Origin of the sequence: Pseudogulbenkiania sp. NH8B, from assembly GCF_000283535.1 — a bacterium.
Taxonomy (GTDB): Bacteria; Pseudomonadota; Gammaproteobacteria; order Burkholderiales; family Chromobacteriaceae; genus Pseudogulbenkiania; species Pseudogulbenkiania ferrooxidans.
On the sequence record NC_016002.1, the window covers coordinates 3369630 to 3391695 of the forward strand.

At 65.3% G+C, this 22066-nt stretch carries 12 protein-coding genes; 2 read left to right on the forward strand and 10 right to left on the reverse strand.

Annotation, left to right across the window (positions count from 1 at the left end; genetic code table 11):
- Window positions 1–10 precede the first annotated feature (10 nt).
- Complete coding sequence (locus NH8B_RS15515) at window positions 11–1924, reverse strand: B12-binding domain-containing radical SAM protein (protein WP_014088114.1); 1914 nt, start codon at window positions 1922–1924, stop codon at window positions 11–13.
- 126 nt (window positions 1925–2050) lie between these two features.
- Between NH8B_RS15515 and NH8B_RS15520 the strand changes: the two genes are divergently transcribed.
- On the forward strand, window positions 2051–2512 hold the full coding sequence (locus NH8B_RS15520; protein WP_014088115.1) for a CopD family protein: 462 nt from the start codon (window positions 2051–2053) through the stop codon (window positions 2510–2512).
- Between the two features lie 118 nt (window positions 2513–2630).
- On the opposite strand, the gene NH8B_RS15525 is transcribed toward NH8B_RS15520, so the two are convergent.
- Both NH8B_RS15525 and NH8B_RS15530 read right to left on the reverse strand, forming a co-directional pair.
- Window positions 2631–3560 (reverse strand): ABC transporter substrate-binding protein, encoded by a 930-nt coding sequence (locus tag NH8B_RS15525; RefSeq protein ID WP_014088116.1) that lies wholly within the window; start codon window positions 3558–3560, stop codon window positions 2631–2633.
- A 235-nt stretch (window positions 3561–3795) separates the two neighbouring features.
- Entirely contained in the window at window positions 3796–4410 is a 615-nt protein-coding gene (locus NH8B_RS15530) for a LysE family translocator (RefSeq protein WP_014088117.1), read from the reverse strand.
- 155 nt (window positions 4411–4565) lie between these two features.
- Here NH8B_RS15530 and NH8B_RS15535 point away from each other — a divergent pair, with 155 nt between their 5' ends.
- Window positions 4566–5486, forward strand: coding sequence for a LysR family transcriptional regulator (locus NH8B_RS15535; protein ID WP_014088118.1), 921 nt, complete (start codon window positions 4566–4568; stop codon window positions 5484–5486).
- An 863-nt stretch (window positions 5487–6349) separates the two neighbouring features.
- Here the strand turns inward: NH8B_RS15535 and NH8B_RS21405 are convergent.
- The 7 genes from NH8B_RS21405 to NH8B_RS15560 all read right to left on the reverse strand — a co-directional run bounded on the left by NH8B_RS21405 (window position 6350) and on the right by NH8B_RS15560 (window position 22062).
- Window positions 6350–6577 carry an endonuclease toxin domain-containing protein gene (locus NH8B_RS21405; protein WP_369751170.1) on the reverse strand — a complete coding sequence of 76 codons (228 nt, stop codon included), beginning with the start codon at window positions 6575–6577 and terminating at the stop codon, window positions 6350–6352.
- Window positions 6578–6652: 75 nt separating this feature from the next.
- Window positions 6653–6895 (reverse strand): Imm74 family immunity protein, encoded by a 243-nt coding sequence (locus NH8B_RS20555; RefSeq protein WP_014088119.1) that lies wholly within the window; start codon window positions 6893–6895, stop codon window positions 6653–6655.
- Between the two features lie 1897 nt (window positions 6896–8792).
- Window positions 8793–11642 (reverse strand): adenosylcobalamin-dependent ribonucleoside-diphosphate reductase, encoded by a 2850-nt coding sequence (locus NH8B_RS15540; RefSeq protein ID WP_014088120.1) that lies wholly within the window; start codon window positions 11640–11642, stop codon window positions 8793–8795.
- Window positions 11643–11875: 233 nt separating this feature from the next.
- Entirely contained in the window at window positions 11876–15214 is a 3339-nt protein-coding gene (locus tag NH8B_RS15545; RefSeq protein ID WP_014088121.1) for a DUF748 domain-containing protein, read from the reverse strand.
- Window positions 15215–15554: 340 nt separating this feature from the next.
- Window positions 15555–18773: an EAL domain-containing protein gene (locus tag NH8B_RS15550; RefSeq protein ID WP_014088122.1), complete on the reverse strand. Its 3219-nt coding sequence runs from the start codon at window positions 18771–18773 to the stop codon at window positions 15555–15557.
- Window positions 18774–18798: 25 nt separating this feature from the next.
- Window positions 18799–19815, reverse strand: a complete 1017-nt coding sequence (locus NH8B_RS15555) for a chemotaxis protein CheB (protein ID WP_014088123.1) — start codon at window positions 19813–19815, stop codon at window positions 18799–18801.
- A gap of 33 nt (window positions 19816–19848) precedes the next feature.
- Window positions 19849–22062 carry a hybrid sensor histidine kinase/response regulator gene (locus NH8B_RS15560; RefSeq protein ID WP_014088124.1) on the reverse strand — a complete coding sequence of 738 codons (2214 nt, stop codon included), beginning with the start codon at window positions 22060–22062 and terminating at the stop codon, window positions 19849–19851.
- Between the last annotated feature and the right edge of the window lie 4 nt (window positions 22063–22066).

Sequence of the window (22066 nt, forward strand, 5' to 3'; positions counted from 1 at the left end):
GGTTCAGCCGTCAGCGCGCGGCCAGCGCCCGCTCGATGAAGTTGCGCGGCACCCGCGGGCGCGGCACCCGGCCGTAGAACCAGCGCCGCACGTCCTCGTCCAGCGCGATGCCGTGCATGTAGTTGTACAGCGCCTTGTTCAAGGCCTCGCCCATGGCGTCGTGATCGACCCCGGTCGGGTCGATGAAGCCGACGTCGTTCTTGGCGAAGCTCACCGGCGGCAAAGGCTGTAACGTCACGCCGTACTCTTCGGGATTCTGCCCCACCGGAGAATGCACCGTGCAGGCGAAGCGGTGGAAGAAGCCGGACTGGATGCAGCCGTTGTCGAACAGCTGGCGCACGTATTCCAGCGCGTCCACCGTGTCCTGCACCGTCTGGGTCGGGAAGCCGTACATCAGGTAGGCGTGCACCAGAATGCCGGCCTCGGTGAAGCCCTGCGTCACCCGCGCCACCTGCTCCACCGACACGCCCTTCTTCATCAGCTTGAGCAGCCGGTCCGACGCCACCTCCAGCCCGCCCGAGATGGCGATGCAGCCGGATTCGGCCAACAGCTGGCACAGTTCCGGGGTGAAGGATTTCTCGAAGCGGATATTGCCCCACCACGAAATCGACACGTTACGCCGCAACAGTTCTTCGGCCAGCGCGCGCAGCATCTTGGGTGGCGCGGCCTCGTCGACGAAGTGAAAGCCGGTCTGACCGGTCTCGGCGATGATCGCCTCGATGCGGTCCACCAGCGTTTCAGCCGAGGCGGTCTCGTAGCGCGAGATGTAGTCCAGCGTGACGTCGCAGAAGCTGCACTTCTTCCAGTAGCAGCCGTGCGCCACCGTCAGCTTGTTCCAGCGCCCGTCGCTCCACAGCCGGTGCATCGGGTTGAGCATGTCCAAGAGCGACAGGTAGCGCTCGATCGGCAGGCCGTCCCAGGTCGGCGTGCCGACCTCCTCGAACGGGATGTCGGCTTCCATCAGGTTGACGTAACGTACCTGGCCCTCCTCGCGTACGAAGGTGCGCACCAGGCGCGAGGTGGAACGCTGGCCCTGCAGGTGCTCGAGCAGCGCCAGGATCGGCTTTTCGCCGTCGTCCAGCGTGACGAAGTCGAAGAAATCGAACACGCGCGGTTCTTTCAGCTCGCGCAGCTCGGTGTTGACGAAACCGCCGCCCAGCGCGGTCTTGATGTTCGGCCAACGTGCCTTGATGGTTTGCGCGATACGGAACGCCGCGTACACCGAGCCCGGGAACGGCACCGACAGCAGCACCAGCTCGGGCTGGTGGCGCTCGATGGCGTCGAGCGTGAGCGCCTGCAAGGTGTCGTCCACCAGCGAGGGCTTGGCGGCCAGCGCCTTGGCCAGCGGCTCGAAGGTGGGCTGGCTCATCGCCAGCGACTCGGCGTAGCGCACGAACTCGAAACGCGCGTCGACCGCCTCGCGCAGCACGTCGGAGATATCGTTCAGGTAGAGCGTGGCGAGATGGCGCGCGCGGTCCTGCTGCCCCAAGGCGCCGAAGGCCCAGGCCAGCGGATCGCCGCCGTAGGGATCGTCCGGATCGACGTACACCTCCAGCGAGGCGAAGCGCGCCCCTTCCGGCAGGAAATGGCGGCTACAGATGCGGTGGCTGACGGTGGAGTCGCGCCCCTGCAGGAAGGCCATGGTGGGCGTGATGGTGGCGAGATAGCGCTCGAACTGCTCGACGAAAGCGTGCACCTGGGCACTGCGCTTCTTCGGCGGAATGGCGTCGATGCGTTCGCGGATCGCCTGCAGCCCTTCCACGGAAAACAGCCGCAACACCAGCGCCAGCGCCAGGTCCTCCTGCACCGCGGGCACCCCGCGCGAACGCAGGAAGCCGGTGATGTAGGCGGTGGACGGATACGGGGTATTGAGCTGCGTCATCGGCGGGATGAGCGACAGCACGCGCAGGGACGAACTGACCACGAAGAAACCTCAGGCGGATGGACCCGCCATTCTGCCAGAATCGGCCGGCGCTGGCAGGCGAGGCAGAGGGTGGCCGGGCCGTATAGAATGACAGCATCCCCATCCATTCGAGATCGAACCGACGTCATGACTCCCGAACCGCTGTTCCGCTTCCTGCACCTCGCCAGCGTCGCCCTGTGGGTCGGCGGCATGTTCTTCGCCTACGTCTGCCTGCGCCCGAGCGCGGCCGAGTTGCTCGACCCGCCGCACCGGCTGCGGCTGTGGCAGCGCGTGTTCGCGCGCTTCTTCGTCTGGGTGTGGGGCGCGGTCATTTTGATCCCGGTGAGCGGGCTCGCCATGATCGCCCGCGTCGGTTTCGATGCCGCCCCGCTCAACTGGCACCTGATGCTGATGGTCGGGCTCGCCATGATCGCGATCTACCTCTACGTGTTCTTCGGCCCCTATGCCGAGCTCAAACGCGCCGTGGCCGCGGAAGAATGGAAAGCCGGCGGCGACGCGCTGGGCCGCATCCGCAAGGCGGTGGGCATCAACCTCTGGCTGGGCTTCCTGACCATCGCCACCGCCACGCTGGGGCGCTGGCTGGTCTGATGCGCTGCCGTCCAACCGCACGGCCGCCCCGCCGGTCAGCCAACCGTGCGCAGGAAGGGTCACAAGGCGCACCGCAGCGGCCCGGCGACCGAGGCGGCGCAAGCGCGCCGCCGTCTCCTCAGTACAACGCCTTGGCGATGTCCGGCTGATCGATATTGCCCTTGGTCACGAACACCACCCCGGTATCGACGTTGCGCGCCTCGATCGTCTGGCCCTGCGCTTTGCGGTAAGCCAGGGACACGCCCTGGTAGCCCATCGCGCGCGGGCGCTGCACGACCAGCCCGTAGAGATCGCCCAGGCGCACCGAGCTGGCGAGATACTGGTTGCTGTCGAAGCCGATATGCAGCACTTTCCCGGCCAGTCCCATCTTCTTCAGCTGGATCACCGCCCCCAGGGTGGTCGACTCGTTGGGGGTAAACACGCCGTCGATCTTGCCGCGCAGTGCCGTCAACACTTTTTCCGCCTCGACCCGTGAATCCCCCACCGAGGTGCCGATGTAGGCACTGCGCACCACCTTCAGTCCGGCACGGGTGGCCGCCTCGATGAAGCCGCGGGCGCGCTCTTCGGTCGACACCACGTCGGCGCGCTCCCGCAACACCGCCACGCGTTTTCTCTTGCCCAACGCCCGCGCCATTTCCTCCCCGGCCAGCTGGCCGGCCCGAAGATTATTGGTTGCCACCACCGCCGCGACGTCGGCCCCGCCGGTATCGCGGTCGATGTACACGGTGGGGATGCCCTGAGCCTTGAGCCGCTCGACCAGGCGCGCCCGCTCCGGCGCGTTGGGCGCCATCACCAGCGCCTGGCAATGCAGATCCCACATCATGTTGGCGATAGTCTCCTGGGCGTCGCGGTCTTCTTCCTTGGACGGGCCGCGGAAGTAGATGTCGATGCCCAGCTCCTTCCCGGCCTGATTCGCACCCTCGCCGACTGCCTGCCAGAAGGCATAACCGCCACCGGCGGACACCACCTCGATGCACTCCCGGGCCTGTGCGGACACGCTCGCTGCGGCCGACCCCAGCAGCGCGGCCAGAATGACTCGTCTCAACATGGTTGTGATGTCTCCTCGTTGGCAGCGCCAACCCCATGACGGCGATACCTTTTGCCGGCAGCCGGGCTGTCGCCGCCGCTCCCCGCTTTGACTGTAGCCGATGCCGGGCCATATCACCCCGAGACGCATGCCGGGCAACATGGCGCCGCCCCAACTGCGCACGCTGATTCCGGGGAAGAAACACGAGGGCCTCCGCCTCGCGCTCCGGCACGGCGGCAAAGAGGGGTGCCATCATTCAGAGGATCAGCAAACCGGCGCCGAAGAGGGCCAATACGGCCGCGGCGATGACATGAATTCCCCCCTGGAAGTCGCTGTACTGCTTTTGAATGCGTTTCGAGGCAAAGAGAGTGGCAAGAAACAGATGCCAGGACGTCGAGGCGAGGCCGATTGTCACCACGCAGACCACCTTCAGCCAGACGGGAGAGCTCGGGGTCAGTACCGTGGCAAAGATGGTCGAAAAAAAGGCTAATGCCTTGGGATTGGTCAGGTTGGTTGCCAGGCCGCGACGGAATGACCGGCCGCTGTTGTGCGCTATCGCCCGGTGCGACTCCGCACCGGATTTGCCGCCTTCGCGCCACACTTTGCCGGCCAGATACAGCAGGTAGCTGCCTCCCGCCACATGGATGATGAACTGTATCTGCGGAAACCGCTGCAACAGGAAGTTCATCCCGGTGACCGCCAGGCAGGCCATGATGGTGCTCCCCAAGGCCACCCCCAGCGCGGTGTGGATGCTCTGCTCGCGCGATGAGGAAATCGCCGTTTGGGTGACCACCAGGAAATTCGGTCCCGGGGTGACGATGACAGGGAGGTAGATGCCCAGTACGGTAGCGAGTGTCGTCAGTGCGTTCACATTAGCGTCCTTTAAGCCGTGTCGATGACCGTTCAACCAGCATCCATCATCCCGACTCCGGCATCGGAAGCGATACCGAAAATGCCGATAACTCGCTTTCATGTATGATAAATTTCGATGGAAGTTGAACAGCCGGAGCCAGGCGCAAGGTACGCATGCTGAAAATCAAACTCAGCCAGTTGGAGATGTTGGTCGCGGTGGTCGATTGTGGCGGATTCAGTGCCGCAGCCGCTGAGCTGGACTGCACCCAGTCCCGCATCAGCCATGCCATTTCCGAGCTGGAGACCAGCCTGGGAACCAGGCTTTTGCATCGTTCCAGAGTGGGCTGCACCCTGACCGAAGCCGGATATCAGGTCGTGGCCAAGGCCAGGCAAATGCTCCATATCGGGCAGAGCATGGTGGAATCGGTCCGGCATGCCCGGTCATTGGCGGGCAAGGTCCGCATCGCCTGCTTTCGCAGCGCAGGAACCTACTTGATTCCGCCAGCGCTGGAGGCGCTGTCCCGGGAATACCCGCAGATTCACGTCGAGGTGGACGATGGCTTTCCCGATTACCAGGAAATCGTGTCCCATGTGAAGCAAGGGCTGGCCGATATCGGGGTCATCCGGATGACTGCGGACAACGGCCTGATCAGCCTTCCCTTCGTGCATGACGACTACGTCCTGGTCTTGCCGTCATCCATGAAGATTGCCCATCCGCTGGACTGGAACCAATTGGCGCCTCTTCCCTTTATCCAGCTCTCGGCTCAAGGAATGCAGTGGGTCGTCGACCAGTGCCGGGCCAACGGCTTCACCCATGTTCCGGTGCGCAAGCAGGCGAATGAAAGCGGAATCGTCGGGCTGGTCGCGGAAGGCCTCGGCTTTTCGATTCTGCCCCGGCTGTCCATTTTTCCCGAACCGCCGGAGGTGAAGGTGTGCAGTCTGCCGATGGTCTGTCAGCGGAACCTGACTTTCATCCTGTCTGCCGACGGCAGTCGCGACGAAACCATCAAGACCGTCCTCCGGTTCATCCGCGACAAACAACTCCTCCGCAAGACCCGCCCCTTCAAGGCCGGGGTCATCGCCTTCGATTATTGATTGGCCGCGGCCAATCAGCGCCGGCTCGGCATGACAACATGCCGCATGGCCAAGCGATCGTCACGTAAAGCCGCGTCCGTGATCGACGGCGACCACCGCCTACCCCGGCACCTCGGTCAAGATCGGCCGAGCCGGTCCGCTTTTCGCTCCGCAGGCGCATTAGGCGTAGCGCTGGGCAAAATAAGAATGCCCCGCGATCAAAGACCGCAGGGCATGAAGTTGAGACATCGACAGCAGTGACGTGGGGGCGTTTAGTCACAGCCCATGCTGTCACTCACTAGCTGTGGGTGACAGCATAAGCTGCGACTAGGCATCAATTAAAATCAATAACTTACAAACAGCCTCACCAGCATAAGCTGCAATCAATTGCCGGCAAAAGCTGCGATTTTCTCCTGCAATTTACGCATAAGTTGCGATTTTCCCCATGAGAAAGAGCATTTTGCCCACAAAAAACATAACCATATGATTTAAAATAAAAAATATTCAACAAAACATGTCGATATCGACTTTGGACTCTAGCCACTAACGGTAGAGGATGGAGGTAAGTGGCTGATACCCAAGCGATGACGATGAAGTGCGGTTGGGCAAGCTTGTTACCGCAGCACTTGAACTGGGTAAGGAAGGTCAAAGTATAGTTTATGCGTGGGGGCCAGCCGCATCAGACCGCGCCGCATTGGAATTGTCGAGTGAGCTAAGGCATCCCGAACATTAGCCCCAAGATCATCCAAATGGTCTTCATCTGAAACGTAAACAGGTCCAGAAGCAATCCATAACCCAGAAGTTGACTTTAAATAGCTCTGGATAAAAATTTTTCCCTTCCTCAGAAGAGCATACGCAGACTTCATTTCGCTCCCACATACGAATTATGGATGGATGATCACGTTTACTTTTACCCCCTTCGACACACCATCTTGAACCGCCTGATTAATAACTTGCTTTTGGGCGGAGGAACCAGCATTGGGTATTACGAGGTCCAAGCTTCTACCCGTTATTTGAGAGGAGTCAATTCTCACGCCTGCCCATCCTTGCGGCCCTGTTCCATTGTACTGGGGTGTTCTTACCCCCATATGTCGGACTCTCAACGTGAACATCTCTTGGAACCTCTACCGCTGAAGTGGGGATCTCATCACACAAATCGATTATATGCCATTGCCGCATAGTTATTTTCACTCTACTGCAAATGTATGCCCTCCCTTAGCAAAGTCATTCCGGATATCATCCATAATCGCATCAACTTCATCAGGAGTAATTGGGAGATCCTGATTTGGCTCATCCCAATTCTTTATGGAATTTCTATATAAAACAAAACCCATTTTGTCATTCCCTGGGAAAAACATCTCTCCTTGAAGAGTAACTGTTTTTCCACCGATTTTAACTTTTATATGCCCTCGCGTGATATCTAAAATCATGGTTTAGCCCTCTGAAATATCACTTTTTGAACTCCTGTGGCGGGGTCAATAGTGATGATCTTATCCACTCTTGGATTCCTCATTAACGCGGGCAACTCTGCCGTTTCCCACACATTACCAGCTCTCAAGCTCTGCCCAATCACGGCTCGCACAGTCCCAGAAACACCTTTCGCGTATTCAGCAGAAATATCTTGCCATGCTTTCACAACTGCCGGGTTGTTAGCATCCCATGGCTGTAGACCTCAGAACCGGCGTTGTAGCGCATTGGATAACCGTGAATCACTTTCAGAATTTTCATACAGATACCTCCGCTACGCTGTGCAATGCGAGGTCCTGCTTGAAGTCATCAATGAGACGCCTCAGGCCTGCTTCCAAAGGTATTTCAGATGCCCAACCAAGAAGCTCCCTCGCTCTCGCTGGGTCTCCATAGAACCGGCCGACGTCATAAGACCTCGGCGCCGCCTCAACGACGGCTGCGTCGCTCTTTGCCAGCCGACAACAAATCGCTGCGAGTTCACCCAGAGAAGTCGGATGCCCTGAGACCAGATGCACGGGAGGGGATGGCTGCACGCCAGATTCCAGCAAGCCGATCAAGGCGCCAATTCCTCGAACAACATCATTGACGTGCGTAAAGTCAAAGATGTGATTACTGCCTTCTGGGAAGCGCCTGGAGCAAAGCTATAGTGTGGTGTCAGAACTGATATTCGGTTCAATTTAGCAGAGGTACGTATCCACTGACAAAGCCGTTGCCTAGGACCCGATCCAAGGCATAAAGAAAGGCATCAATGCTTTTTGCATACCATGAAAGCTTTTGATTTGGTGCAACAACTGTCTTTGTGTCTCAGTTTTTCATGGCTCGACTCACTGTCTGCTAGGCAGCGCAAACCAGACTATTGATGAACAAGAGTCGAACGTCTGTTCTGGCCGAGGACCTGTCAATGAGCTGTTGCCTGGAGCGGCTGCAGCACTCAAAAACCTGCCGGACAGGCTATGCGCACGGTCTTCAACCCTATCTACCCTGAGCGTCCGTTCAGGATCACATACCGGCCGTTTCCCTTGCACCGTAACTGAAGGTCGGCTTGCTAACTTGAGGAACACTCACTTTCGACCCTTATGTAATTCTTTCCATAAGGGTCGAGAGTCCGCGTTCATATGGGCAGAAAGCAGACGTTCAGTGCCGGAAATAGAGATATGGCTGGTATGTGGCTGAGCAGACGCTCAGTGCAGATAGGATGACATGCTACGTCGGCCAATCCGGCCTAATGGACTTTGCACCTTCTGCTGATCAAGCTTAGATCTCCACATACGACAAGAGGCCCAGGAGGGCCTCTTGTTTTGTAGCTAAAGACAACGCTGAACATGCCAATGGCGTAACAGACTTAATTGCCTCGTGACAGACTTAATTCTCTTCGATCAACACAGCAGCTTATACGGTCACTTACATCTGAGTTACGGACTTGATCAGATTCCGCAAGTTTTCCACGTTGTACCGATTACTACGGCAGCTAGGTAGATTCGGACAGATCCCGTGGAGACCCAAACCTTGAGCTACGGTTCATGGTTGAGTATGTGCGGTACCTTATCCCACGAGTGAAACCACACGTTGAGGTACAGAGCCTGATGCTCGTCGCTGTCAATACTTCGAACCTTGGCCCCTGCATCCTCTCCAGTGTCAGTAGGTAAACTTTCAATCAGCCCGGCTCATACTTTGGATTGCCGAGCTTTTTCACGCGGAAAATCCATCGCCAACAAGAAAATGCCCCACGATCAAAAGATCGTAGGGCATTGTTATAAAACTACATCGGAAGCAAAGAGATGTTTAGTCGCAGCTTATGGTGGCAAAGTCGCAGCTTATGCTGTCACTCACACTAGCCGTGCACCCAGGCTGCTCGCAACCTCACCCGCACGCCCCGATATGGCCGCAGGCGGTGCAGAACTCGCAGCCGTCCTTCTTGATCAGCGCGTGGTGGCCGCATTCCGGGCAGGGCTTGCCGGCGACCGGGGCGACGGTTTCCATTTGCACGCTGTCGAACAGGTCGCCCTGCTCCGGCACCATCACGCCCATGTTCTCCACCGGCACGCCGTCTTCGGTGAGCAAGCCCAGCATGGCGAAGCGGTGGATCAGCAGGCGCGCGACGTAGGCGACGGTGGAGGGCCAGCTTTGCGATTTGTCGCTGCCGGGCACGCGGGCGAAGAAGTCGCCTTGCGGTTCGGCGTAGTTGAGCAGCTTGCGCAGTTTCATGCCGATCCAGGCCGGATCGATCACGCGCATGTCGAGGCTCAGCATCTTGCACAGGCCATCCAGCTCGCGCGGGTAGCTGCCGGCGAGCCACATCGAGAACGGGCGGCGCTGGCCGTCGGGCAGCACCAGCTCTTTCAGGAACAGCACGAAGTCGTCGCCGGTTTGCGGGTTGCTGACGTCCACCGACCAGCTCATGGTGCCGTCGGTGCCGGTCTTGGGTTCTTTCTTGGCGAACAGCGCGTCCATCACCGGGGAGGTGTCGTCGGCGTGCATGTCGAGCGCGCCGAGCTGCTCGACGCGGTGGCGCACCACCTGGCCCAGCACGGCGGCGGCGGAGCTGGCATGCAGCGTGCGCTCGCCCAGTTCCAGGGTGTAGCGCCGGTCGCCCATGGTGTGCGCCAGGGCGTCGAGCTTGAGCGCGAGCCAGGCCTTGTCGCGGCAGCGCATGTCCATCGACAGCGTTTTGGCCAGGGCGCCGAGGCCGCGCGGCTGTTCATTGCCGTTGACCCAGCATTCGAAGGGCTGGGTGTGGCCGTTTTCGACATGGCCGACGAACACGGCGAAGGCGCCGTCGTCGTGCTCGATCATGTAGGTCCACGACGGGTTGCCGCCCTTCAGGCGCGGGCGGTGCGGCCACTTCAGGCTGGCCAGCGCCGGGCTCGGGGTGCTGACCAGCGCGATGCGGCGGTCCGGATCACCTTCCTGGCTCGCCAGGAGGTCCTGCGGCGCGGCCTGGGCCGGTTCGACCGACAGCACCGAGCCCAGCACGCTGTTGGGGCGGTAGGTGGTGATGCCCTTGAGGCCGGCCTTCCAGGCTTCGAGGTAGAGGTGCTCGAACTCGTCGAAGGGGTAGTCGGCCGGGACGTTGACGGTCTTGGAGATGGCGGTGTCGATGTACGGCGCCACCGCGGCCACCATCTGCATGTGGTCGAGCGCGCTCATTTCCAGCGCCGAGACGAAGTACGGCGGCAGTTTCTCGACGTCGCCGCCGTTCAGGCGGTACAGGCGGTAGGCGTGGTCTTCGACGCGGTATTCCTGCTGCGAGCCGTCGGCCATGCGCTTCTTGCGGGTGTAATACCACGAGAACGGCGGTTCGATGCCGTTGGAGGCATTGTCGGCGAAGGCCAGCGAGATGGTGCCGGTGGGGGCGATGGAGAGCAGGTGCGAGTTGCGGATGCCGTGCTGGCGGATGCGTGCCTTGATCGCCTCGGGCAGGCGGCTGGCGCAGTGCGGTTCGGCCAGATAGTTGTCGGCCTCGAACAGCGGGAACGCTCCCTTCTCGATGGCGAGATCGACCGAGGCGTCGTAGGCGGCGTCGCGCATGGTCTCGGCGAACTTGGCCGCCATCTGCCGCCCCTGCGGGCTGTTGTAGGCGATCTGCAGCAGGATCAGCGCGTCGCCCAGGCCGGTGAAGCCGAGGCCGACGCGGCGCTTGGCCTGCGCCTCGCGTTGTTGCTCGGGCAGCGGCCAGACGGTGAGGTCGAGCACGTTGTCGAGCATGCGGATGGCGCTGCGCACCACGGTCTCGAAGGCCTTGAAGTCGAAGCGGGCGCGGCGCGTGAAGGGGTGCTCGACGAAGGCGGCGAGGTTGATCGAGCCCAGGTCGCAGCAGCCGTAGTCGGGTAGCGGCTGTTCGCCGCAGGGGTTGGTCGACTCGATGACTTCGCAGTAGCTGAGGTTGTTGTCGCGGTTGATCTGGCTGAGGAACAGCACCCCCGGCTCGGCGTGGTCGTAGGTGGATTCCATGATCTGGCGCCACAGCTCGCGGGCGCGCACGGTGCGGTACACCCACAGACCGTCGTCGCGGCGGAAGGCCTCGGGGAAAGCGTCGCTGGCCGGCTCGACGGTGTGCACCAACTGCCACGGCCCGTCGGCCTCGACCGCCTGCATGAAGGCGTCGGAGACGCCGACCGAGATGTTGAAGTTCTTCAGGTCGCCCTGGTCCTTGGCGTGGATGAAGTCCTCGACGTCGGGGTGTTCGATGTTGAGCACGCCCATCTGCGCGCCGCGCCGCGAACCGGCTGATTCCACCGTTTCGCAGCTGCGGTCGAACACGCGCATGTACGACACCGGGCCGGAAGCACGGCTGTGGGTGCCCTTGACGCGCGCGCCCTTGGGACGGATGCGGCTGAAGTTGTAGCCGACGCCGCCGCCGCGGCGCATGGTTTCGGCGGCTTGCAGCAGCGCCTCGTAGATGCCGACCTTGCCGCCCTCGCTCTCGCTGACGGCGTCGCCCACCGGCTGCACGAAGCAGTTGATCAGCGTCGCCTTGAGTTCGGTGCCGGCGGCCGAGTTGATGCGCCCGCCGGGGATGAAGCCACGCTGCAGCGCGTCGAAGAACGCCGCCTCGTAACGCGCGGGTTCGGCCTCGATGCCGGACAGCGCGCGCGCCACGCGGCGGCGCACGTCGGCGACGCTCTGTTCGTCGCCCTTGGCGTATTTCTCCAGCAGCACTTCACGCGAGATGGCCTGTTCGCTCATGGCGGCCACGTTTTCCTGTTTCACTACTCCCCCTCCCTAACTGGCATTCGGTGCGGCAAAACCGGCATTTCACGCTATCCAGCGCGGCCGGGCGTTGATGTTGGTCAAGCTCCCTCGGTAGCTGGAGCGAGGACAAGAAATCGTTGCGAGCGCGCCATCCCGTCGGACGCGGGAACGGCGTTCCGCAGGATGGGTGAAGTGCTGCGCAACCCATCCTGCGCCAACGACGCGGCGTACCGCCGATCGTTCGCCGACGCTCAGCGGCTGCCGAGCGCGATGGCCAGGGCCACCCCGTCGCCGTCGGCCTTGACCCGCTTCGCCTCGCCCAGCGTCAGCCTTTCGGCCAACGTCGGGTCGGTCTTGAGCATGGCCTGGCGCGCCGCCGTGACGCGGGCCTGGGCCAGCGCCTTGAGCTCGGTTTCGGAGACCGGCTCGGCAGCGATCAGCTGCTCGCGCAGCGTCTTGTAGCGCGCCACGTTGTCCGGCAGCGAAAGCAGCCGCTGCACCAGTTTAAGCCGGCCGATGCGCTGTGCGAAGACCGATTTCACCGCCGACTGCACTGCGGGGTCGTCGAGGTCGGGCAGCGGCAGCGGCTCGCCCGCTTCCAGCTTGTGGCCGGCGGCCTGCAGGATGGCGCGGTCGATGCGCGCGCGCGCCAGCTCGTGCGTTTCTACCGCCGGGTCGTAGGTGCCCGCCAGCACCAGCGTCATGCGCGGGCGCTTCACCAGCACGGCGGCGAGCTTGTCGAGCTTTTCGCGCTCGGGCGGCGCCACGTTGGCCTCGCCGGCGACGAAGCGCACCTCGTCGAAGCCCTCGCCGCCCATCAGCGCCCCCAGCGCCCTGAACGGCGCGGTGACGATCTTGGTGATGACGTTGACGAAGGCCTTCCACACCACGCGACCGTAGCTGAACTGCGGGTCGTCGAGGCTGCCGCTGATCGGCAGGTCGAGGTCGATGCGGCCGTCGCTGTCTTCCAGCAAGGCCACGGCCAGGCGCAGCGGCAGGCGCGTCACGCCGGGCTCCTGCACTTCTTCGCCGAGCTGGATCGAGTCGATCACGACGCGGTTCTCGGCCTTGAGCTGGCGCTTGTCGAGCAGGTAGCGCAGGTCGACCGACAGCCGGCCGTCGTTGACCTTCCAGCCGGCGAAGTTCATCGAATACGGGTTGAGGCTGGTGAGCGGGATGTTGCGGAACGCCAGCGTGATGTCGGCGTCGTCGGTCACGGCCTGCGGCGCCAGCGCGCCGCGCACGCGCACGTCGCCGTACTGGTCGACGTCGCCGTCCAGCGTCACCGTGCCGCGCCGTCCCGGCTGGCTCGACAAGCCCTGGATCAAGCCGCGCAGGTTATGGATGCGCGTGGCGAAGCTGGGCTTCATGCCGAGGTCGGCGAACTCGATGTCGCCGCCCTGCACGTGCACCGTGCGCACTTCCACCTGCGGCGCGCCCGTCGCGGCGGGTTTCTTCGCCTTGACCTCGACCCTGGCCGGCGCGGTCGGGGCCGCCGGCGTGGCGGTGGGGACCGGGGCAGGAGCCGCCGCGGCGGGCTTGCCGGCCAGCAGGTTGCTGACGTTGAGCTGGCGCTGCTGGTTGAGGATCAGCCGCGCCACCGGGTCGCTCAGGCGCACCTCGCGCAGCTGCACCTTGAGCGGCGTGCCGCTGCTGGCGCTGAGGCCGTTGAGCGCCAGCTGGCGCCAGGCCAGCAACGGCTGGCGGTTGTTGGGCTCGAGCAGCGAGAACCGGTTCAGCGCCCCCTGCCCGCCCACCTTCCAGCCCTTGCTGCCGGCGTCGACATCGAGGTTGGCCGAAAGGGTGCCGCCGGCCAGTTTCAGCACGGTGCCGCTCAGCGCGTACGGGGCGAACGGCGCCAGCGGAACGGCGCTGGCGGTGATCTTGCCGCCCAGCGCGGCGCCATCCGGCGCGAGCGTCAGCTTGGCCGCCAGCCGCCCGGACTCCAGCCGGCTGTCCACGTCCAGCGCCAGCGCGCCCGAGTCCTGCGGCGCGGCGTTGACGGCGAGCTCGCTCAGCGTGGCGCGCAGCGGGCGCGGCAGGGTCTGGTCGAGCCAGTTGAGGCGGCCGTTTTCCAGCGTCACCGTCGGGTAGTGCAGCTGCCAGCCGGGAGCGTCGCCCGCGGCGGCGGCCGGCTTGACCGCAGGGTTGGCCGAAGACTTGGCGAACACTTGCTGCAGGTTGATCTCGCCCTGGCGATTGCGCTCGACGTCGGCCTCCAGCCCGCCCAGCGTCAGCGCCCCCAGCCGCACCTCGTGCCTGGCCAGCCGCAGCTCGCTGTCGGCCAACGCCGCCGAGGCGAGCCGGATGACGGGGGCGCTGCCGGCCGCGCCAACACCGATGTCCGCGAGCTGCGTGCCGAGCTTGCTCAGCACCACGCCGTCCTTGGGGCCGACGGCCAGTTGAGCGCTGAGCAGCGGCATGGCGGCCTGCGCCTGGAGCGGACGGACGAAGCCGGCGTCGCCGAAACGGTAGCGCCAGTTCTCGGCACGGATTTCGCCGACCTTGACCCGCCATGGCGACGGCGGGGCCGGCGCCGTCTCGGGCTTGGCGGGCGGCAGCGCGGCGAGCCAGTCGAGCTGCCCGGCAGCGTTGCGCTGGGCGGAGAGTTCGCCGTCGGCCAGGCGCAGTCGGGTGATGTCGACGCTGGAGCTGGCCAGGTCGAAGCGGCCGCCTTCCAGCGCCAGTTGCTTCAGTGCCAGCGCGCTGCCGCCGCCGGGGGCGGCGAGACGCAACTGGCCGAGCGTGGCGTTGAACGGCGCCACCTTGAGCTGCGGCGTCTTGCCGCTCAGGTCGAACTGGTAGCGCGCGCTGGCGGCCAGCTCGCCCTGCGGCGCGGCGGTGCGGAAGAACGGCTGTACGTAGGGCCAGACGCTGGCCAGGGTCAGCTTGTCGAGCTTGGCCTCGCCGGACGACTGCAAGGGCTGCAGCCGCACGTTGCCTTTCCAGGCCAGCTGCGCGCCGTCGCCGAGCGCGGCGGTCAGGGTGTAGCCGCCGTCGACCGGCAGCGTGCTCAGTTCCTTCAGCGTCAGGTTGACCGGCTTGAGCTCGAACGAGCGCGTTTCGCCGCCGAAGCGATCGACCATGCGCACTTCGCCGCCGTCGAGCTGCAGCAGGTCCAGCACCAGCTTGGGCAACTCGCCCGTGCTCTCGGCGGCGGGCTTGGCCGGACCGCTCACCGCTTTGATGAAGCGCGCCCAGTTCCATTCGCCCTGCGCATTGCGCTCGACGAACCACTGCGGCTTGTCAAGCTGGAACAGCGCGGCGCGCCAGCGGCCGATGAACAGCGCGGTCGGCTCGGCATCCAGCACCAGGCGCCGGGCGGCAAACAGCGGCGCACCGTTGCCCTCGGCCAGGCGCACATCGCCCAGCTCCACCTTCATCGACCACGGTTCGATCTTCATCGTGCCGATGCTGAGCTTCTGGCCCTTGCCCTGCGCCCAGTCGGCGGCGGCGTTGCGCGCCACATCGGGCACCACCCAGGCCAGCGCCCCCCAGCTCGCCGCCACCAATGCCAGCGCGCCGCCGCCGACCCAGTACGGCCAGCGGCGGCGCCTCATCACGCCCTTGTCCTGCTCACGTTCGCTCACGGCATAACCCCTTGTTGTTTTCATTGTCATTATGACAGCCTGCCCGGTCGATTTCAGCGCCTACCCGCCATTCGCCCAGACGATAAAGCGCTCGGAAAGGGTGGCTGGCCGGCGTGATGCGCCCGCTTGATCGGGAGGGCGCCACGGCATCGATATGACGGGACTGGCCTGCATCGCGATTGTTCCCTTCCCGTCGCGGTCATGTGCCCGGCGATGCCGCCACCCCGTCCGGCCGGATGAAAACGCGTCATGGCCGGATCGCTGGCGGGCACGGGGCAAAGCGTGGAAGCGAAGGCGGAGCGGGCGCCTCAAGCAGCTCGCCACGGCCACGGCGACAGCGTCAGCCGGTGGGCGTGTCGTTGTCGGCGTGGCGGCGTGCAGGGTTGGCCGAAGCCTGGTCCGGGCCGGGCGGCCCGCGGTGGATCAGCCACGGCCGGCACGCCTCGGCCGTCAGCGGCGGCGAATAGTAGTAGCCCTGGATCTGGTCGCAGCCGGCCTCGACCAGGAACCCCAGCTGCTCGCGGTTCTCCACCCCCTCGGCGATGACGGCGATGCGCAGCGAACGCGCCATGCTGATGATGGCGCGCGTCACCGAGGCGTTTTCCGGGTTGACGTTGACGTCGTCGATGAAGCTCTTGTCGATCTTGAGCTGGTCGAAGGGATAGCGGCGCAGGTAGCTCAAGGCCGAGTAGCCGGTGCCGAAATCGTCGATCGACCACTTCAGGTGCAGCGCCTTGAGCTCGGACATCACCTGCTGCGCGGTATCGACGTTCTTCATCAGCAGGCTCTCGGTGACCTCGAGCTTGATGGCGTCAGGGGGCAGGCGGCGGCTGGCCATCTCGGCCGCGATATAGGGCACGATGCCGGCTTCCTGCAGGCTCAGGGCGGAGATGTTGATCGCCACCTCGCCGGGGTCCAGCCCCTCGGCGCGCCATTCCTCGACCTGGAGGAACACCGCGCGGATCACGTAGCGGTCGATCTCGCGGATCAGCCCGGTTTCCTCGGCGATGGGGATGAACTCGAGCGGGGAGATCAGCCGCTCCCCCCGGCGCCAGCGCAACAGCGCCTCGAAGCCGCACAGCCGGCCGCTCTGCAGGTCCAGCTGCGGCTGGTAGTACATCGTCAACTCGTCCTGCGCGATGGCCCGGCGCAAGGCGCCCTCCAGTTCCACCCGCCGCTGCACCCGGTCGTTCATGTGCAGCGCGAAGCAACGCACCTGGCTCTTGCCAAGCGCCTTGGCCTGGTACATAGCGGTGTCGGCGTTGCTCAGGAGTTCGTCGACGCTGCTGCCGTCGTCCGGGTAGAAGCAGCAGCCGATGCTGGCGGAGAGGAACAGCTCCGTGCCGCTGAGCTCGACCGGCTGGTTCAGCTGGTCGGTGACCTTTTTGAGCGCGAGGTCCAGCTGCTCGGCGGTCTTCACCCCTGGCAGCAGCAGCACGAAGTCGTCCCCGCCCAGCCGCGACACCGTCGCCAGCGCCGGCACGCTGCTCTCGATACGCCGCGCCACCTCGATCAGCAGCGCGTCGCCCAGGGTATGCCCCAGGCTGTCGTTGACGTACTTGAAGTTGTCCAGGTCGAGCAGCGCCACGGCGAAACGCTCGTCCTTGCTCCTGGCCACGGCGATGCCCTGGCCCAGCCGGTCCTGCAGCAGGTTGCGGTTGGGCAGGCCGGTCAGGGTGTCGAAGTTGGCCTGGCGTTCCAGCTCCTCCTGATAGCGCTTGGCCTCGGTCACGTCGTTGAGCACGCCGATGTAATGGCTGACCTCGCCCTGGCTGTCCCGCACCGGCGCCACCCGCAGCTCGTTCCAGAACATCGAGCCGTCCTTGCGGTAGTTGCGCAGCAGCGCCTTGCCTTCGTGCCGGTTCTCCAGCGCGCGGCGGATCGCCGTCAGCTCCGGCTGGGCCGTGTCACGGCCCTGCAGGAAGCGGCAGTTGCGGCCGATCACCGCCGCACGCGCGTAGCCGGTGATGCGCTCGAAGGCCGGGTTGACGTAGATGATGGGGTTGTCCGGACGGCGGTTGTCGGTGATCAGCACCGCGTTGACGCTGGCCTCGATGGCGCGCTGGCGAACGCGCAGTTCCAGGTCGATCACCTGCTGCGCCGTGATGTCCTGCTCGACCAGAATGCCGCCCCGGACCTGATCGTCGTCGTCGGTCAACGGCACCTCGGCGTCGAGCACGGTGCGCGCCGCGCCGTCGAACGACAGGATCTGGCGCACCGGGTTGTGCACGGTGCCGTCGTGGCGGATGGTGCGCAGCAGCTCGCCGTCGTCGGCGGCAATCTGCTGACCCTGCGGGCCATACCAGCGTCGTTGCGGCTCGCTACCCGGGTTGGCCCCCCAGATGCGCTCCCCCTCGGAATTGTGCAGCAGGATTCCCCCCTTCTCGTCGGTCACCCAGACCCCGACCGGCAGCGTCTCCAGCACCTTGTGCAACAGCGCCTCGCTCTGGCGCAAGGCCGCCTCGGCACGCGCGCGCTCGCCCATTTCGCTACTCAGGGCACGGGTGCGCTCGGCTACCAACGACTCCAGGCTCTCGAACATCCGGGCCCGGGCCAGCGCCACCGCCAGCTGCCGGCCGATCATGGTGAAGGCGTCCAGCGCCGGCTCGTCCCACGGCACGCAGCCGGCCCGCAGCACGTTGAGCACCCCGATCACCTCGTCCCCCAGCAGCAGCGGGCTGCAGGCGTGCCAGTGCCCTTCCCCGGCGCCGCACAGGGCCGGGCATTGCGCGATGTTGAACGCCTGCCGCAACTCCTCCTGGCGGCCGGCGTAAAGGCAGGGACAGCCGTCCGCGATGGCGCGGCGCAAGGCGGGCTCGTCCAGCCGGCCATTCCACCCCGCCAGCTGCATCGGTTCGGCGAGGGCCTGCGTGTCGGCCAGCAACAGCCAGGCGGCGGCGCCGTCCGGGAAGGCCAGCACCTCCTCCAGCGCCCGCCCGATCACGTCATGCTCGGTCTGCGCCGCGGACATGGCGGCCGAAAAGCGGAACAGGCCGTCCAAGAGGGCGTGCGAGCGCGACAGTTCGGCATGCTTGGCCTGCAGGTCCTGGTTGAGCTGGATGCTCTGCTCGTAGGTCGAGATCAGCAGGTCGAGGATTTGCTGACGGGCCGAGGTGATGAAGTGGCGCTCGCCCTCCAGCATCACCGCCATGCCGACGGCCGCGCGCTCGGGCTGGCGCAGGGCCTGGTTGGCCAGGAAGTAATGGATGCGCGACAGCAGGTATTTTTCGTCGTAGGGCTTGAGGATGAAGTTGTCGGCGCCACAGCTCAGGCCGCGCATGACGTCGCGCGGGTCCGACAAGGTGGTGACCAGGATGATGGGGATCATGGCCGTGGCCGGGTCCGCCTTGAGCTGGCTGCACAGCTCGTAGCCGTCCATCCCCGGCATCATGATGTCGCTGATCATGATGGTGGGGGGCTGTCCGGCGACCTCGCGCAAGGCCTGGTAGCCGTCACGCGCCACCCGCACCCGGCAGCCGTGCCCTTCGAGCAGGGCCTGCAACTGGAGCGCCTGGGTCGCGCTGTCTTCGACGATCAGAATGTCGGTTCCCTGCAACATGGACTGCCTCTCGATCAGCAATGGTTCAGGCATGCCGCATCAGGCCGTTGAGCGTCAATGCCATGGTTTCCGGCGACTGCACGCGGCACGCCGCCGACAGTTCGATCGCGGCGGCGGGCATGCCGCTCACCACCGCGCTGTCGGGCTGCTGCACCAGGGTGAGCGCCCCCTTGGCCTTGAGGCGGGCCAGCGCCGCCACGCCGTCGCACCCCATGCCGGACAGCAGGATGGCAAGCACCTCCCCCTGCAGTTCGTCGGCCAGTCCGTCGAACAGATGGGAGATCGACGGGCAGGCCGTATCCTGCGGCTCGCAACGTGCCAGCCTGAAGCGCAAATCGCGGCTCACCGCCAGATGGTGTGCCTCCGGCGACAGGTACAGATGGCCGGGCTGCAGCGGCTCGCCCGGCCGGGCGATGTGGACCGGCAGCGTCGACTGCAGGCTGAGCCAGTCGCGCAGGCTGTCGAGAAAGCCGCCGGCGATGTGCTGCACCAGCAGGATCGGCCACGGACAGGGCGGGTCCAGGCCGCCCAGCAACACCTTCAGCGCGGCGGGGCCGCCGGCCGAAGCTCCGATGGCGACAAGCCGGATCGGCTTGTCCCAGCGCACCGGGTCGGCCCCGGTCGGCCCCGACCGGGGCGGCGGCGAGCGCACCGTGAGCGTCTGCACCCGCTGCAGCGTCTGGATCAGTTGCGCGGCGTGCGGGTCGAACTGCGGGTGCAGCGGCCCGCGCGGCTTTTCCACCACGGCCAGCGCCCCGGCGGCGAGTGCCCGGATGACCGTCCCGGCCTCCTTGGTGTTGGCGCTGGCGGTGACGATGACCACCGGCACCGCATAGACCTCGAGCAGCCGCCGGGTGGTGTCGAAGCCGTCCATGCCGGGCATGTGGACATCCATGGTGACCAGGTCCGGCTGCACCCGGGGGACGAGTTCCAGCGCCTGCAGGCCGGAGCCGGCCTCGACCACGTCGTAGCCTTCGCTCTCGAGCAGGCTGCGCAGCAACTGGCGCGCCACGCTGGAATCGTCGATGACCATTACGCGCATGGGACTCTCCCCAACAGCCTCTTAGCGCCCCGCTCAGAGCAGGCGCTTCACCGCCTCGAGCAGCGTGTCCTGCTCCAGCCCGCTTTTCACCAGGTAGGCGTTGGCGCCGACATCCAGCCCGTGCGCCCGGTCTTCGGCCGACTGCAAGGCGGTGACCAACACCACGGGCAGCTCGGTCAGGGCGCGGTCGGCGCGGATCTTGCTGGTCAGGGCGAAACCGTCCAGGCGCGGCATCTCGATATCCGACACCAGCAGGTCAAACTGCGCCTGCTTGAGGGCGTTCCAGGCGTCCAGCCCGTCGTTGGCGGTCTGCACCTCGTAGCCGGCACTTTCCAGCAACGCCTTCAGCAGGCCGCGCGAGGTGAACGAGTCTTCCGCCACCAGGATGCGCGGCCGCGCCACGCGACGCTCGGGCGGCGTGACGGCGAAGGCCGTGCCGGCACAAGACAGCGCGCTGCGCTGCAAATCCTGCGGGTGCAGCACCGGCACCAGCGTGCCATCGCCCAACACCGTGGCGCCGAGCAGGTTGCGCACCCGCTTGAGCTGCGCCCCCAGCGACTTCAGCGTGATTTCCTGGTCCCCCAGCAACTCGTCGACCTGCAGCAGATAGCGCATCCCCTCCGCGCCCAGCAGCAGCAGCGGCACCTCTGCCCCGCCCTCGCCGGCCGGCTCCAGCCCCAGCACTTCGGCCAGCGACCACAGCGGCAGCACCTGCCCGTCGAGACTGAGCGTGACCTTGTTCTCCACGCGCCGCAGTGCCGCACGCGGCATCCGCAGGGTGCGCTCCACCGCCTGCACCGGCATGCCAAACAGGCGCTCGCCAACCCGCACCAGCACCGCGCGGAACGACGAGCGGCTGAGTGGCAGGCGCAGGCAGAACTCGCAGCCGCGGCCGGGCTCGGAGTGCACGCTGATGCGCCCGCCCAGCTTTTCCACCGCCTCGCGCACGATGGCGAGCCCCAGCCCGCGCCCGGACAGATCGGTCAGCAGCCGGCTGGTCGATAGCCCAGACTCGAAGATGTAGGACAGGGCCTGCGCCTCGTCCAGTTGCCGGGCCTCGTCGGCCGCGAGCAGGCCCAGCTCCACCGCCTTGGCCTTCACCCGCGCGGCGTCGATACCGCCGCCATCGTCCTGCAGCCGCAGCACGAAACGGCTGCCCGGCTCCTGCCGGATGTCCAGCGTCAGGGTGCCGCTCTCCGCCTTGCCGGCCGACAGGCGCGCCGCCGGCACTTCGATGCCGTGGTCGATGGCGTTGCGCAGCAGGTGCTGCAGCGGCGTGCGCAGCTCATCCAGAATGCGCTTGTCCACCTGCAAGGCGGTGTCCGGCAGCACCAGCCGCACCCGCTTGCCGGTTTGGCGCGCCAGGTCGTCGACCAGCGGCGGCAAACCGTCCAGCAGGATCTGGCAAGGCAGCTGCAACACCTCCTGCAGGCCCTGGGTGAAACCGTCGCTCAGGCTGGCGAGGCCGGCCGCCAGATGCGTGCCGGCACGCGCCTGCTGGTTGCTGTTGAAGTGCAAGCGGTCGAGTTGGTCCTGATTCCAATCCAGGTAGTCGAGCAGGCCCTGCAGCGTGTCCGCCGCGGGCGCCACGCCGTCGGCCAGGTTCTCCCGCAGCAGCCGCAGCAGCGACGCGAGCGAGGTGCGGCGCTGCTTCAGCGCCTGGAAATCCTGCTGCGCCGCACGCAGCTGCTGGCGCAGGGCCTGCGCCTCGAGTTTGCTCTGGGTCAGCTCCTCGCCGTGGTACAGCAAGGCGTCCAGCAAATGCACCGGCACCCGCACGCTGTCGCTGACGCTCCGCGGCGCTTCGGCCGGCGGCGCCACGCTCATCAGCGGCAGGGGCGAGCGCGGCGGCGGCGGTTCCCCCGCGGCCACCGCCTCCAGGGCCCGGCACAGCTCGCCGTACTGCGCTTCGGCCAACGTTTCACCGGCGTGGGCGCGCTGCAACAGGCGCAGCACATCGCGCGAGACGTCGCTCAGCAGCGGCTGAAACGCCAGCTGCCCGCGCTGCAACGCCGACAGCAGCGTCTCCCAGGCATGGCTCAGGCGCTCCAGCTCGGTCAGCCCGACCGCGCGCGCCGCCCCTTTCAGGCTGTGCACTTCGCGAAACACCGTCTCGAGCGATTCCTGCTGCGGCGGCGCCTGCTGCCAACGCCGCAGTTCGTGCTCCAGCACGCCCAGACGCTCCGCCGCCTCCTCGCGGAAGCTGCTCAGCAGGCGCTGGCGCAGGGCTTCACGATCGATGGCCATGGCG